The sequence below is a fragment of the Ruegeria sp. HKCCD6426 genome, assembly GCF_057221115.1.
On the sequence record NZ_JBWVBF010000007.1, the window covers coordinates 183449 to 198378 of the forward strand.

A 14930-nucleotide genomic window follows, 5' to 3' on the forward strand; every position below is an offset into this window, starting at 1 on the left:
CAACCCTGCTCTACGGCTGCGTTGGAATCGATTTTAAGTTTCAGCACTCTTTCGCCGGTGCTTTTTGTCCTCAATTGCAACCGTTGCCGGGTCCACATCGCGAACCAGTCGGTCCTCACCAGACAGACAGACGAACCGCTGCCCGCGCATACGACCGATCAGGGTCAGGCCGACCTCGCGCGCGATCTCGACGCCCCAGGCGGTGAAACCGGACCGGGACGCCAGCACAGGGATACCCATCATCGCCGTCTTGATCACCATTTCCGAAGTCAGACGACCCGTAGTGTATAGAACTTTGTCTGCAGCAGGTTCGCTTTCGGACAACATCCAGCCTGCGATCTTGTCCACCGCATTGTGACGGCCGACGTCTTCCATATAGACCAATGGCCGGTTTTCACGGCACAAGACCGTGCCATGAATTGCGCCCGCCTCAAGATACAGCGACGGGGTGCGGTTGATCTTGGCCGCCAATTCATAAAGCCAAGAGGTACGGACCTGCACCTGCGGCAGGCGAACGTCTTCCAGCCCTTCCATCATGTCGCCAAAGACCGTTCCGACCGCGCAGCCACTGGTGCGGGTCTTTTTCTTCAACTTGTCCTCGTAAGAAGTTTCGCGCGCCGTGCGGACCACGACAGTCTCCAGATCGTCATCATAATCGACCTGCGTGATCTCATCATCGACCAGCAGCATCCCCTGATTGCGCAGAAAGCCCAGCGCAAGATATTCGGGGTAGTCGCCGATGGTCATCGCGGTCACGATCTCCTGAGAATTCAGGAAAATCGTCAACGGGCGTTCTTCGACAACCGATATACGACTGACCTCGCCATTCTGATCCACACCATCGACCGCGCGGGTCAAACGTGCCGATCCGGGGTCGGGAGCGATAATGTATTCTGACAGGTCCGTTTCCGTGGCCAATTGCAACCCTTTCCCAAGCCAGCTACTGCTGCTGGCAACACCATAGGATTTAGCCATGGCATTCACCACATCCAAGTCATACTTCTGGAGGGGTTTTCGGGACGGAACTCCGTTTATTTTCGTCGCGATTCCGTTCGGTACGCTATTCGGTGTCTTCGCGACCGAAGCAGGGCTGAATATCGTGCAAACCATGGCGTTTACCGCAACCGTGTTCGCAGGTGCAGCCCAATTCGCAGCCCTGCAACTGCTACAGGACAACACGCCCACAGCCATCATTCTGGTTTCGGCCTTGGCGGTAAACTTGCGGATGGCCATGTATTCGGCCTCGCTGACGCCGTATCTGGGCGCCGCACCAATGTGGCAACGCGCCATAGCTGCCTATCTGACTGTGGATCAGTCCTACGCCTGTTCGATTGTCCAATTTGAGAAAGAGCCTGACCTGACAATACCGCAGCGCATGGCATACTTTTTTGGCTCGGTAACGCCGATTACGCCGCTCTGGATCCTGGCCACTTATTTGGGAGCGGTTCTGGGCACGCAAATCCCTGAAAGTTGGGCGCTGGACTTTGCGCTGCCGATCACGTTTCTGGCGATGATTGGGCCGATGATGCGGACCTTGGCCCATGTAGCGGCAGCATTGGTTGCGATCATCGTATCACTTCTTATGGTCGCCATTCCCTACAATTTGGGTCTACTGATCGCCGGTTGTGCCGGAATGATGGCAGGTGCCCAGGCGGAACTGTTTATGGAACGCAGAAAGGCCAAACTATGACCCCAGTCGATCCGACCACCATGTGGACCATCATTGTGGGGCTGGCTGTTGGCAGCTTTACCTTGCGTTTCGTGTTTATCGGTTTTGTTGGGGATCGCCCCATGCCACCATGGTTGCTGCGCCACCTGCGATACACGGCAGTGGCCATCCTGCCTGCATTGATCGCACCGCTGGTCGTGTGGCCTTCGGCCACCGAAGGGCAGCCAGATGTACCGCGCATGGCGGCCGCTGCGGTTGCACTGACTGTCGGGTTGGTCACAAAGAACGTGTTGGCGGCCATCTTTACAGGGGCCGCTACGCTCTATGGCCTTTTGTATTTAATTGGCTGAGACCGCATCCAACTGGTTGAGCTGCGCGTTGTTCGCAGCAAGCCCCTTTTGCAGATCCGCATCATCGTTCTCGCGGTATTCCGAGGTCACAACGCCAGGAATTTGCCCGAATTGCTCTGCCAGTTTGACTGGATAAAAAGTGACGTCAATCTGCTCGAACCCGGGCACCTGCTGCAATATCCGGGCGGTCGAGTTGGCGCAGTACGCCCCTGGTACCGGACCTGACTGCTTGGCCAGCTGATACGCAATCTCGGCCTGCTGCGGAGTAACCTCAACCCTCTGAACCAGCGCATAATGCGTTTCGCGCGCGTGTGAACTGCGATAGGCGCGCTCAACCGCCGGCGTGATGCCGTAAAGAACGTCATCCTTGATCGGTACCACGTCTGCCCGGAACGAACCCGCCGGATCAAAGATAACCCGCTCGCTGGCGCTAATCATAAGCGAGGTGTGCGCCCCGGAACCGGTGCGCGTGTTGATCATCGTGTAGAGCGTCAGTGTCGATGGTCCCGGATCACGGTAGGATCGGGAAATGATCTGTGTCTGATCAGCCTGGGGACGATTTGACCCGGCACAGCCAGCCACAGTTGCTGCCAGCAGGCAGGCAATCAGAATCCTGAACACGGAACCCCCCGGCCCAGATTACGCAGCGAAGACCGCCAGGAAAAGACAGAGGAGTGCGATCGCCACCACACACCATGTGGTGAATTTGATGAACCCGTCAAAGGTTTTGGTCTGAACGGTGATGTCCATCTCGCCGTGTTTATATTCAGCCATGTGTCTAAGAATCCCAATTCGCGTGTTTAAGATGGTGGATAATGCAAAAAAGCGGCCCTGTCACGACGTCATTCGCGCACAGGTGAAGCAAAGACCGAGCATCCGGGATAGCCAAAACCCCAACGCCACGGCAACCCGCTGCAGGGCCCGCCCCCAAACCGCACGGCCATATACATCGCCTCGGCCGTTATCGAATGAACCGAAAGAACCTGATCCGGCGTCATTTCATAGCGCGCGGCATATTCGTCCGAATGGGTTTCGCCGTGTTCTTTCACGCAGGCGCGCAGCGCGTCATCCGCAGACAGGCGCGCGTCAAAACTGGCCTCGGCGTCAAGCGCGCCGCCGGCATTATGGTAGGCCTTGTCATGTGTGACACAGCAGTATTCCCAGGGTGGATGCACCTCGTAAAGCGCACCAAACTTGGGAAACGTATCCGCCACCAGCCGCCAACTTGAAGAAAGTCCGCCGGAACAGCCATCCGTTTCGAACGGGATAGGCTCGGCATTTCCGCGGCTCCCCATCAAAGCGCGATGTGCGGGCATCTCGACGTTGCGCATCAGGTCTTGCGCAAAAGCAGGCATCGTAACACCAGCCAGTATGGCCGCGATCTTAAGGGCTCTCATCGCGCATATCCGACGTATCGACTGACATCCCAAACGTGGTTGCCAGCCACAGAAGCAACCTCTCTCCCGGTCCCATTTCGGCGCGCACGCGCAAAACCTCTTGGGCGATGGCCGGGCGGTCCGTGATCAACCCATCCACCCCCATCGACGCCATGGCCGACATTTGCAGCGGATCATTCACCGTCCAGACGTAGATGTCCTTGCCCGCCTCATGAACCGAACGGATCAGGCCGGGCGTGACCATATTTGCGTTTACGGCAAGAAAATCGCCATCGAGTCCCGACAGGTTTCCCACAGCAGTTGCCGCCAGAACGCCAGCACGCCAATCAGGGCGCAAGGTCTTCATTTTTTGCACCGCCGGGTATTTCAGAGACATGGTGGCAATGTCATCCTGCATCTCCAGCTCTTCGACAATCGCTGCGACACGGTTTTCGAGATCGACGTCGTGCCCGTAATATTTCAACTCGATAATGACCTTGGCCTTGCCTTTGGCCGCACTCAGGACGTCATGCAGGGTTGGGGTTCGTTCCGAGGCATATTCAGGGTCGAACCAGCTGCCGATATCAATCTCGGCAACATCCTCCATTGTGGCATCCCAAACTTTCAGGTTCACACCTGCCAGCTTCATGAAGTCACTGTCATGGGCGACGATCACGGCACCGTCCGCTGTTTCCTGCACATCGATCTCGACCCAATCGGCGCCGTCTTCTATGGCCTTGAGCACGGATGCCATCGTGTTTTCCGGTCGCAGCGCCGCCGCGCCGCGATGCCCAATGACATCCGCATGGTCGGGCGCCTGAACACGCTCCAGCAATCCCTGTCCGAACCACAGACCGATCAATAATGCTGCCACGGCAACTCCAACCGTCACAAGGACCGGAGCACGCAGGTTACCGGGTTCAGGATGGGGCACCGCCTTGGTCCTGGGTTCAAAAAAACCATCCAACAGGACAGCCAACGCACCCAAAGCCAACGCTGCCAACACGAGGCCAGCCAGTGACCAAAGACCGGCAACAAGCAGGCTGATCATCAGGGCAAATTTCAGGTTGCCCCCGTCCTGCAAAGGAACGATCGCAAACAACAGCCCGGCCACAAATGCTATGGCTGCTGCAATCGCAACGCGCGCAGCCAGCCACAGGACCAATTCGATTTTGAGCCGTCCACGCTTGCCCTCCATCCGGCTGTCGCTTTCAGCGAAGGCTGCGGACGGCGCGACACCTTCGAACAGCACAAGATGCAAACCAAGTGCCCACCCGGATAACCTGCGGATCAGAACCCACGCCATGGCCAGAACGACCAAACCGATCAGGACAACCGCAACCCAAAAGGCCGGAGGGTGAAAGGTCAGGTAATAGTTGATGTCGTATTCCGTCAAAGTCCACCACGCGATCAAGGCCGCAACGGCGACGAACGGCAATGCCAACAGAAGGACACGAAGAACCAGTCGCACGGCGAACCCGAACAAGGCGGGCAAGCGCGACAGGATCGCCCCAATCGCAGCGCTACCCGCGCGCCACGGGTCGCTTTCACCCATGCGCAGCGATCCGGCCATGACGGAAAAGACGAAAACTTCGGCCAGAATGAAAAGGCTCAGGATTACAACACCGGCGATGAAACCGGCCGGCGACAGAAGGAACATAGCGATGTCCTGATCTGTCAGGGCTGTTTGGTTCGACAACGAAACAGCCAGGTTCACCACCACGGCGACACCAGGTGCAATCAGCGCGATCAGCAAAAGCCTAACCGCAAAATAGATTGGGACAAAGACACGACGCCGCGCCCACGCACCTGCGTAGGCATCTGTAACAGCTGAGAAATGAGTCACGCGGCGGCCTCCTGAATAATCCGCTCATTCAAGGCTGCGAAAACGTGAATTGCAAGTCAGAGCGTCAGCTTTCCTCGAGATCCGCCGCCAGACGAAAACCGATGCGGTTGGCAGGCTTGTCTTCGATCGATTTGGGTAATGCGCGTAGCATTACGTTCAGTTGGCTCACATGTTGCACCAGCTGAGTCCGCGCCCCGCTTCCGTCGGAGCCATAGAACGTGATCATATCCGGGTCGAAATATCCCATCCCTTCGATCCGCATCACACCAGCATCACCACCGGTAAAACCCATGGCGACCTCGTGATCGCCGTCCAGTGTCTTTTCGAAATTCTGGATATAGAGGATCAGCCGCTCATAGGCCCATTGAGCAGGGCTTTTGGTGGCAACCGGCTTTTGCAAGGGCTCCGGCAGTTTCTTCGTGCCGGATTCCGCTTCGGGATTGGAATGCACCTCATAGCAACGAGGCAAAGCTGCTGCTTCGGCGGCTTCGGCCGTAGTTTCGATCTGATCCTGCATCTCGCTACCCTCTGCGTTGATATTCCCACGCTCCGTCCGCGCGCCGCGTCCGGGTTACAGCATCAATGTGGTAGAGATGGTTCAGGTGTGCAACCGCCTCGACCAATGCAAGGCCATATTCGCTTTCCTTGATCGAACGTTTGAACAAAGCCGTGAAGCATTCGGCGGCAGTCATCGGTTGGTTCAGTTCGTTTATCAGACGATCCAACGCGCCATGGTGGTTGTCGATCAGTTGGCGCATCCGCATCGGCAGACCGGTAAAGGGCAGCTTGTGCCCGCCCAGCACCAGATGATCGGGACGTGCCAGTGGTCGCAGTCGTTCGCAGGCTTCCAGCCAGTCAGCAACCGGATCGGCCATGGGTTCGGTCGCATAGACCCCGAGATTTGAACTGATCGAACTGAGAATCTGATCGCCGGTCAGCACCAGATTATCGTCGCGGCTCCAGAAGGTTGCATGCTCGGGGGCGTGGCCGTTGCCCATATGCACATCCCAGTTGCGTCCGCCCATACGGATTACGTCGCCCTGCTTGACCCGGGTAAAGCCCAGCGGCATCGGATAAACGACATCGGCAAAGTTAAAGGGGCGCTCGGCCATTCGTTTGGCCAGAACATCCCCGGCCATACCGGCGCTACGGTAAAAATTCAGCGTTTCCTGCGGCCAGTTTTCCTGCACGTCCAACGTCAGCATCCGCGCGAACAACCAGGCGGTGCGAGTCGTCACCAGCTCGGCCCCATGCTCGGTCTGGAACCAGCCTGCATTGCCGACATGATCGGGGTGGTGATGCGTCACCACGACCCGCTTGATCGGTTTACCTGATAGCGGCCCGACCATCAGGCTATCCCAGATGGCTCGTGTCTTTTTCGACGACAGCCCAGTGTCGATCACCGTCCAGCCGTCTCCGTCATCCAGCGCATATACATTCACATGGTCCAGCGCCATTGGCAGCGGCAGGCGCATCCACAATACACCCTCGGCAATCTCGGTTGCATCGCCCGTTGCCGGAGGTTCGCTCCACGGATACCGGATGGTCTGCCCCATATCACCGTCCATCAGACTGCCAACTCCTCAACAGTGAACGCATAAAGGTCATCCGCCCCTTTCTGCGCCTGTACCAACAGGCCCATGTGCTCGGGCAGCAAGGCATTGATGTAGTACCGAGCCAGCTTGGCGCGCGGCCCTTCCGGTTCAGCCAGAGCTGCAGACAGGTGGTAATGCGCGCCCAGAACACGTGCGAACGCGGCCAGATAGGCGGTCGCGCCGGCAAAGCGAGTATTCATATCGCTCTGCGACACCAGCCATTCAGTTGCTTCACGCAAGGACTCGGTGGCTTCCCAGACCGGCCCTGCCAGGTCAGGCAGCGTCGCACGAGCCTGTTCGGCCTGATCCTCGATTTCATCCAACAGGCGCGAGGCGGCGTCGCCGCTGTCCATCATCTTGCGCCCCACAAGATCCATGGCCTGAATGCCGTTGGTGCCTTCATAGATCGCCGTAACGCGTACATCGCGGTAATATTGGGCCGCACCGGTTTCTTCGATGAACCCCATGCCGCCATGCACCTGAACGCCGGTTTCGGAAACGCGCATTCCAGTATGGGTTCCAAACGCTTTGCAAATCGGTGTCAGCAGAGCAGCACGCGTGCTCCACTCGACGTCACCGGTGGCCTGCGCCATGTCTATCGCTGCCGCGTTTGCCAACAAAATTGCCCGAGCTGCAAAAACATCGGCTCGCATATCCATCAGCATCCGGCGAACATCCGCGTGATCGATGATCGTGCCCGAAGGGGTCTTTCCCTGTTTACGCTCCAGCGCATAGGCCAGCGCGTGTTGATACGCTCCCTCGGCTGCTCCAACGCCCTGCCCGCCGACGCCAAGGCGCGCGTTGTTCATCATGGTGAACATGGCTGCCATGCCGCCATGTTCCTCACCCACAAGCCAACCTTTGGCCCCATCATACTGCATCACGCACGTGGGCGAGCCGTGCAGGCCCATCTTGTGTTCCAGCGAGACAACCTTCAGGTCATTGGCGGCACCGGCGTTACCATTCTCATCCGGGAGGTATTTCGGAACCAAGAACAAAGAAATCCCTTTGGTCCCCGGCACACCGTCTGGCAGACGCGCCAGAACCAGATGGCAGACGTTCTCGGTAAAGTCATTGTCACCCCAGGAGATAAAGATCTTCTGCCCGGTCACGGCATAGGTTCCATCCCCATTGGGTTCAGCCTTAGAAGCCAAAGCACCCACATCCGAACCAGCCTGCGCTTCTGTCAGATTCATGGTGCCCGACCATTCACCCGCCATCAGCTTGGGCAGGTAAAGCTGCTTTAGCGCGTCGCTGGCGTGATGCTCCAATGCTTCGATCTGCCCTTGCGACATCAGCGGCGCCAGTTGCAATGACAGACACGCCGCGCTCATCATCTCGTTCACGGCGGTGGTTATTGTCATCGGCAGTCCCATGCCGCCATACTCCGGATCACCGCTCATGCCGATCCAGCCGCCTTCGGCAATGGATTTCCACCCCTCCGAATACCCGGGCGAAGTGCGCAGTACGCCGTTCTCAAGCCGGGGATGGGTCTTATCGCCAGGGACCTGCAGGGGCGCCATCACCTCTTCACACAACTTGCCCGCCTCGTTCAGGATCGCGCCGACGACATCGCCGGTCGCCTCTGAGAACTTCTCGGTCGCGGCGATTTGGTCAAAGCCAACCACATGGTCCAGCAGGAACTGATAGTCAGAAATCGGAGCGCGATACGGCATGGCTTCCCTCGAGGGTTATCTGAAGGTTTTTACGTGCGGGCTTGGAATCCGCAAGCCGCACCGGTAATCATCTGGGCTGGAACGATTACCTAACCTTCCTCATGTTGCAAGCAACCAAAACGCGGCGTCACGACCAATGATCCCCTACCGTACCGAGTATTTATCCGCCGATCCAGCCGGGCTGGCACAGGCCGCCGATCTGCTGCGGCAGGGGCAACTGGTCGCCTTCCCGACCGAGACCGTTTACGGGCTGGGCGGTGATGCCCTCAATGGCGAGGCGGTGGCGGCAATCTACGCCGCCAAAGGACGACCCAGTTTCAACCCGCTGATTGCGCATATCGCTTCGGTCGAGGCCGCCCGACGTTTCGTTAAGTGGTCCGACCAGGCAGAGCGACTGGCCGATACCTTCTGGCCTGGCCCGCTGACTCTGGTTCTGCCACTGCTTGAGGGGCATGGAGTGTCGTCTCTGGTCACAGCCGGGCTGGACACGCTGGCGATTCGAGTTCCTGCGCACCCAACGGCGCGCGCCTTGTTACAGGCTGTTGACGGCCCCGTCGCGGCACCTTCCGCCAATCCGTCAGGCCGGATCAGCCCCACTACAGCAGAACATGTGCGCGCTGGGTTGGACGGACGGATCGCTGCGGTTCTGGACGACGGCCCCTGCGGGGTGGGTTTGGAGTCAACCATAGTCGGATTGGCCGGAGAGGCGACGCTGCTGCGCCCAGGAGGCGTAGCATTGGATCAGATTGAGGAAGTTCTGAACACTCGGCTGCATCACCACCAATCGCACGATCTGTTGACCGCACCGGGCCAGTTGCAATCGCATTACGCGCCAGAAGCTCCGGTGCGTTTGAATGCAGAGACGCGGCAAGGCGATGAGATCGTCCTGGGCTTCGGTTCAGTCGACTGTGACGTAAATCTGTCTGCCAAAGGTGATCTGGTCGAAGCTGCGGCCAATCTGTTCGCAACCCTACACGATTTGGATAAATCCGGCCGCCCGATCGCCGTAACGCCAATCCCCGTTAAAGGTTTGGGAGCAGCAATCAACGACCGGCTGCGCCGAGCCGCCGCCCCTCGAAACTAGGCGCGGCCTGCGCTCGCCGACAGTGTCAGCGGGTCGACCCCAAGCGTCGCCAGAGCCGCCTCCCATTTCTCGTCATCGGGCAAGTCAAAGACCAATTTCGGGTCAGATTCCGTCGTGAGCCAGCCGTTCAGGGCGATCTCGTCCTCAAGCTGACCGGGTCCCCAACCCGAATAGCCCAGCGTCACCATCGAATTCAGCGGCCCTCGGCCCGAGGCCAGATCTTCAAGTACATCCATGGTTGCAGTCATGCTGAAATCGTCGCTGATCTGCATCGAGTGCAGATTGGCTTCGTAATCCGCGGAATGTAGGACAAAGCCGCGCGACATTTCGACCGGGCCGCCGAAATGCACCAGCCTTTCGCCAACAACCGGAATACGGCACGCAATGTTGAGCTGTTCCAACAGCGTCTTGATTCGCAAATCTGACGGTTTGTTGACAATCAACCCCATCGCCCCGTCATCCTCGTGGCTACAAACATAAACCACCGAGTGTTCGAAACGTGGATCACCCATGCCGGGCATCGCAATTAACAGTTTTCCGGTCAGGTCCATAAGGAGACAACTCTTGGGTCTGTTACCCCACAACAATGGCCCCGTGCGATGGGTATTGGCAAGGGATCAGAGGCGATTCCTTTGGATTTCACTACAGTGACCCGAACGTGACTTGGCAATTCGGCCTGTAAGGCGCATTTATAAGCTATGATGACGCTCTGGAAACCCGCCGCAGCCACCCTGATCGCCAGCCTGAGTCTGGCCTTTCCTTCGTTTGGTCAGGGCGTGGATAACCTCGTGCAGCTTGAGGTTCTGGATGGCGGCAAAACCGTCAATGGCACCTACCAGGGGGCGTTGCGCCTGACGTTGAAGGACGGCTGGAAGACGTATTGGCGCGCGCCGGGAGATGCAGGCATTCCCCCGCAATTCGACTGGAGCCGTTCCCGCAATGTAGGCGATATCGCGATCACCTGGCCCGCTCCGCATGTGTTTGACCAAAATGGGCTGCGCTCCATCGGGTATGAAGACCAACTGGTGCTGCCTGTAGAAATCACACCGAATAACCCGGCCAAGCCGGTAAGGTTGCGCGGAGAAATGGATTTGGGCGTCTGCAAGGATGTCTGTGTACCAGGTCGGTTGGGATTCGATCACACGCTGGACCCCGAGGCAAACCGTAATCCGGCAATTGCCGCTGCTCTGGCGCAACGGCCCTATTCTGCGCGCGAGGCCGGGGTTGCCGGGGCTGCATGTCATTTGACACCCACGAAAGACGGAATGCAGATAGAAGCACATATTACGATGCCATCGGCAGGCGGCACCGAAGTTGCCGTCATCGAACCCGGCAACCCAACACTCTGGGCATCGCAATCTGACGCTGAACGGCGAGGCAGCACACTGATTGCCCGAACCGAGGTCATCAATGCCTCAGGCGCACCGTTTGCATTGGATCGGTCAGAAGTGCGGATCACAATATTGGGTACCAAGCACGCCGTGGACATACTCGGGTGCAGTGCCGGCTGACGATATGAGCCAAACCCCAAAAATCGGTGCATTGGCCGTTGTTGTGCATCAAAACCAGGTATTGCTGGTACAGCGTGGAAAGCAACCTGACGCAGGTCTCTGGGGCTTTCCGGGCGGCCATGTCGAATGGGGTGAAACAGTGAAACAGGCGGCGGTACGTGAATTGCGTGAGGAAACCGGCATTGCGGCCCGCCCTTTGTCTTATCTCGACAATCTCGACCTGCTGCATCACGACGAAAAAGGAGCGGTGCGTACGCATTACCTGCTGGTTGGTGTCGCTTGTCAGTACCAGTCAGGGACACCTATGGCAGGTGACGATGCGCGCGACGCCCGGTGGTTTCCGACCGAGCAAATTCTGCGCAACAGTATACCGATGAGCGCCCGTGTCCCGGAACTTCTGGAAACGGCGTTACGGTTTGATCAGACTTTGGCCCGCCCGGACAAGCGCGCGTAAAGCAGCCCCGACGCCGCAACCCCTACCACCAGGATCACCGCCGCCCCGGCGGCGAAGACACCAAACCCCATCTTCAACGCGTTTAGCCCATCTTCGCCAGGATAAAACTCTGCGAGCGGAGCGAATGGAACACCGGTAAATGCGGGCCAAACCATCGACACACCCAACCAGATTGCCAACGCGAAACCGGTGGCTGTCACCGCACCTCGCACAACCTGGTCTGGCGCCCGCATTGCGCGGCGCATGGCGGTCATTGGCCGCGAGACATCATTCAGAATGGCTAGCAGCGCAGGAACCAGAAGCAACACCAAGAGCATTCCAAAACCAAGCCCGTAAACCAGCGTGATCACCGTAGGTTTGAGAAATTGGGCCTGTTGCGAGCTTTCGTACATCAGTGGCGTCAGGCCCAAGACCGTAGTCAGGGTGGTTAACATGACCGGGCGCAACCGATCCGCAGTGCCTTCGATAATCGAAGGCACCAGCCCGCGCTCCTGTTGATATGCGTCAATGGTTGTCACCAAAACGATCGAATCGTTGATGACGATACCCGTCATTCCCAGCAGGCCGACAACGGTGAACATACTGAGCGGGACGTCCCACAGGTAATGCCCCCAAATCGCCCCCACCAGGCCAAAGGGGATAATCGCCATCACCACCAGTGGCCTAGTCCAGCTGGCAAACACCCAGGCCAATACCAGATATATGCCGGTCAAACACAGTATCAGCCCGGTGCGCGCCTCCGAAAGAAATTCGTCCTCCTGCTCGCTCAACCCCTCCATACGCCATTCGACTTGTCGCTCTGCCGCAATGTTGGGCAGGATTTCCTCCTGCAGAGCCCGTGCGATTTCTGCGGCCTGAGCCGGGTCATCTTCGGAAATGTCGCCGTTCACTCCTATCATCCGCAATCCATTCTCGCGACGGACTGACGAAAAGCCCGACTTACGCTCTACCGCGACAATATCGGCCAGCGGGACATACACCCCATCGGGCGAGCGCATCAGGGTTCGCTCCAGGAAATCTGCGGTCAGCTCATCCTCGGGCAGTTCCACCCGGATTTCGGTGCTGCGCGGTCCGTCGGGGAAGGTTGCAGCCTCAATTCCGTTCAGACGATCCCGCAACACGCGACCCAGCGTTTCTATCCGGAAACCCAGCGCCTCGCCCTGAGCAGTCAGGTCCAGAATGAACTCTTCCTTGTCATAGGCCAGGTTGTCCTCGAGCGCAGAAACCTCGGGGTATTTAGATAGCGCGGCTTGCAAATCCTCGGACGCGGATTTCAGCGTGTTCACATCCGCGCCGTAGAACTGAACATCAATTGCATCGCCACCCGGACCCGAGCGCCAGCCCCGGAAGCTGAGTAATTCTACCTTGGGGTGGCGGGGCACAAAATCCTGAAGTTCACCCACGAACTCAAAGCTGGAATAAGGCCGCAGATCGGCGTCGATCAGCTCGATCGAGATGCCACCCAACAGGTCAGCATCCTTTCCATCAGCTGCGGCCAGACCCCATCCAGCGGATCCGCCAACTTCAGCCAAGACATAGTCAATGGGATTGCGACCATGGCGGTCTTCGTAAATCTGGCCCAGTTCTTCGGTTGCACGCTGGACCATGCGCATCATTTCCAGCGTTTCCGTGCGCGTTGCCCCTTCGACCATGATGAAATTGCCGGTGACCGAACCGCGTTCGGGCGCATTGAAGAACCGCCAGTTCACTTCGCCTTTGATGAACAGAGAAATCTGACTGGCGAGGATCACCAACATAATCGCAACAACGACATAGCGTGCCCAGACAACCCAGGCGACCAACGGGCGGAACAGGTTATCGCGCCCCCAGCGAAAGCCCCTGTTCACCACCCGATTGGGCAGGTCGTACCAGTGTTCCTTGGTCGAATGCGCAATGGCGTGGGCCATGTGGTTTGGCAAAATCAGAAAGCATTCGATCAACGAGGCAATCAGAACAGCAATCACTGTATACGGAATATCGCGGATCAGTTCCCCAAACCGCCCGCCAATTGCCGTCAGGCCAAAAAAGGCGATTACGGTGGTCAGGGTTGCGGCGAAAACTGGCATCGCCATACGGCGCGCAGCACGTTCAGCGGCAACCATTGGCGCTTCGCCCAAACGGCGGGCGCGGAAATCGGCGTGTTCGCCCACAACGATGGCATCGTCCACCACGATGCCCAACGTGATGATCAGGCCAAACAAAGACACCATGTTGATCGACAGCCCACCCAGATACATCAGAGCAATTGCGGCGGACATGGCCACTGGAATACCCGCCGCCACCCAGAAGGCAATGCGCGCGTTTAAAAACAGGAACAGAAGGCAGACAACCAGCCCCAAACCAACCAGGCCATTGTCGATCAGAATATCAAGACGATCGGTGATGGCCTGCGCCCGGGTCCGGATCAACTCGACCGTTATTCCTTCGGGAAGGCTGGCCTGCATGTCCAGAACAACGTCTTCAACTGTGTGCTGAATGCCGATTGCATCCCCCAGATTGGATCTGTCCACGCGAATAGACATGGCCGGGTTGTCGCCGACAAAATAGCTTCTGTTGCGGGTGACCCCTTCAACACGGATTTGCGCGACATCACCCACAACAAGTTTCGAGCCGTCGGGGAATGTACGCAGCGCAACCCCTTCCAATTCTTCAGGTGTACGTTTCTCGGTGCCGGTCCGAATGCGTGCGTTTGCGCCGGTCACATCCCCGGCTGGGCTAGCCGTAACTTCGGCGGCGATGGCCGAAGAAATCTCGGACATCGTAATGTCATTGGCTATCAATTGAACGGTGGGCACTTCTACAACGATACGTGGGGCCGCTAGGCCACGAATAGTCGTCCGTGTCACACCGGCTTCGAACAGGCGATTGATCAGCTCATCGGTGAATTTCGCCAGCTGTTCCGATTCAATTGGCCCTGTGATGATCACGTCTGTTACACGATCCCGCCAAGCCGCCCGCCGAATGGTTGGCTCTTCAACGTCATCGGGCAAGTTGGTCACGCTGTCGATTGCGGTCCGGACCTCTTCAACCGCGCGGGCCATATCCCAGTTGGGTTCGAATTCCAGTTCGATACCAGCTGAGCCTTCACGCGAGGTCGACTCGGTTCTCGAAACCCCTTCGACCGCAAGAAGAGCGGGCTCCAACAATTGAATAATGCCGTTGTCCACATCCTCAGGACCTGCACCGTCCCATTGGATATTCACGTTAACCCGTTCCAGGATCACATCCGGAAAGAACTGCGCGCGCATGTTCGGAATGGCTGCGGCGCCCAACACCAACATGACAAGCAGTAGCAAGTTGGCCACTGTACGATGGCGGGTGAAATAACTGAGTATGCCTCCCGCCGCTCCGGGAATTTCGCGGATCATG

Annotated in this window: 15 protein-coding genes; 5 read left to right on the plus strand and 10 right to left on the minus strand. The window is 58.0% G+C overall.

All coding sequences use genetic code 11. The features are described 5' to 3' along the window. Positions 1-33 precede the first annotated feature (33 nt). Positions 34-975, minus strand: a complete 942-nt coding sequence (locus AC2TDA_RS18965) for a formate dehydrogenase accessory sulfurtransferase FdhD (RefSeq protein ID WP_480880300.1) — start codon at positions 973-975, stop codon at positions 34-36. Between AC2TDA_RS18965 and AC2TDA_RS18970 the strand changes: the two genes are divergently transcribed. Both AC2TDA_RS18970 and AC2TDA_RS18975 read left to right on the plus strand, forming a co-directional pair. Next, the gene (locus AC2TDA_RS18970; protein WP_480848803.1) at positions 974-1690 is read left to right on the plus strand and encodes an AzlC family ABC transporter permease; all 717 of its coding nucleotides are present in this window, start codon (positions 974-976) and stop codon (positions 1688-1690) included. The genes AC2TDA_RS18965 and AC2TDA_RS18970 overlap by 2 nt on opposite strands. Next, entirely contained in the window at positions 1687-2019 is a 333-nt protein-coding gene (locus AC2TDA_RS18975; protein ID WP_480848802.1) for an AzlD domain-containing protein, read from the plus strand. Before AC2TDA_RS18970 ends, AC2TDA_RS18975 begins: the two co-directional genes overlap by 4 nt. On the opposite strand, the gene AC2TDA_RS18980 is transcribed toward AC2TDA_RS18975, so the two are convergent. The 7 genes from AC2TDA_RS18980 to AC2TDA_RS19010 form a co-directional block, all read right to left on the minus strand. Continuing rightward, positions 2008-2640: a hypothetical protein gene (locus AC2TDA_RS18980; protein ID WP_480880302.1), complete on the minus strand. Its 633-nt coding sequence runs from the start codon at positions 2638-2640 to the stop codon at positions 2008-2010. The two genes, AC2TDA_RS18975 and AC2TDA_RS18980, sit on opposite strands and share 12 nt — an antisense overlap. Before the next feature lie 18 nt (positions 2641-2658). After that, positions 2659-2793: an aa3-type cytochrome c oxidase subunit IV gene (locus tag AC2TDA_RS18985; RefSeq protein ID WP_480848799.1), complete on the minus strand. Its 135-nt coding sequence runs from the start codon at positions 2791-2793 to the stop codon at positions 2659-2661. A gap of 68 nt (positions 2794-2861) precedes the next feature. Next, positions 2862-3416: a hypothetical protein gene (locus tag AC2TDA_RS18990; protein ID WP_480880305.1), complete on the minus strand. Its 555-nt coding sequence runs from the start codon at positions 3414-3416 to the stop codon at positions 2862-2864. Next, a complete protein-coding gene (locus AC2TDA_RS18995; protein WP_480880307.1) occupies positions 3403-5241 on the minus strand; it encodes a glycerophosphodiester phosphodiesterase in 1839 nt (612 codons plus the stop codon). Before AC2TDA_RS18995 ends, AC2TDA_RS18990 begins: the two co-directional genes overlap by 14 nt. A gap of 64 nt (positions 5242-5305) precedes the next feature. Next, complete coding sequence (locus AC2TDA_RS19000) at positions 5306-5758, minus strand: DUF6173 family protein (RefSeq protein WP_480848794.1); 453 nt, start codon at positions 5756-5758, stop codon at positions 5306-5308. A 4-nt stretch (positions 5759-5762) separates the two neighbouring features. After that, positions 5763-6809: an MBL fold metallo-hydrolase gene (locus AC2TDA_RS19005; RefSeq protein ID WP_480880309.1), complete on the minus strand. Its 1047-nt coding sequence runs from the start codon at positions 6807-6809 to the stop codon at positions 5763-5765. Beyond that, complete coding sequence (locus AC2TDA_RS19010) at positions 6809-8512, minus strand: acyl-CoA dehydrogenase (RefSeq protein WP_480880311.1); 1704 nt, start codon at positions 8510-8512, stop codon at positions 6809-6811. Before AC2TDA_RS19010 ends, AC2TDA_RS19005 begins: the two co-directional genes overlap by 1 nt. Positions 8513-8648: 136 nt before the next feature. Between AC2TDA_RS19010 and AC2TDA_RS19015 the strand changes: the two genes are divergently transcribed. Further along, the gene (locus AC2TDA_RS19015; protein ID WP_480880313.1) at positions 8649-9596 is read left to right on the plus strand and encodes an L-threonylcarbamoyladenylate synthase; all 948 of its coding nucleotides are present in this window, start codon (positions 8649-8651) and stop codon (positions 9594-9596) included. Here the strand turns inward: AC2TDA_RS19015 and AC2TDA_RS19020 are convergent. Then, on the minus strand, positions 9593-10147 hold the full coding sequence (locus tag AC2TDA_RS19020; protein WP_480848788.1) for a YqgE/AlgH family protein: 555 nt from the start codon (positions 10145-10147) through the stop codon (positions 9593-9595). The genes AC2TDA_RS19015 and AC2TDA_RS19020 overlap by 4 nt on opposite strands. Before the next feature lie 147 nt (positions 10148-10294). Between AC2TDA_RS19020 and AC2TDA_RS19025 the strand changes: the two genes are divergently transcribed. After that, on the plus strand, positions 10295-11107 hold the full coding sequence (locus AC2TDA_RS19025; protein ID WP_480880314.1) for a protein-disulfide reductase DsbD domain-containing protein: 813 nt from the start codon (positions 10295-10297) through the stop codon (positions 11105-11107). A gap of 4 nt (positions 11108-11111) precedes the next feature. Next, positions 11112-11561, plus strand: coding sequence for an NUDIX hydrolase (locus AC2TDA_RS19030; RefSeq protein WP_480880315.1), 450 nt, complete (start codon positions 11112-11114; stop codon positions 11559-11561). Here the strand turns inward: AC2TDA_RS19030 and AC2TDA_RS19035 are convergent. After that, complete coding sequence (locus AC2TDA_RS19035) at positions 11528-14929, minus strand: efflux RND transporter permease subunit (RefSeq protein ID WP_480880317.1); 3402 nt, start codon at positions 14927-14929, stop codon at positions 11528-11530. The genes AC2TDA_RS19030 and AC2TDA_RS19035 overlap by 34 nt on opposite strands. Position 14930: the final 1 nt, after the last annotated feature.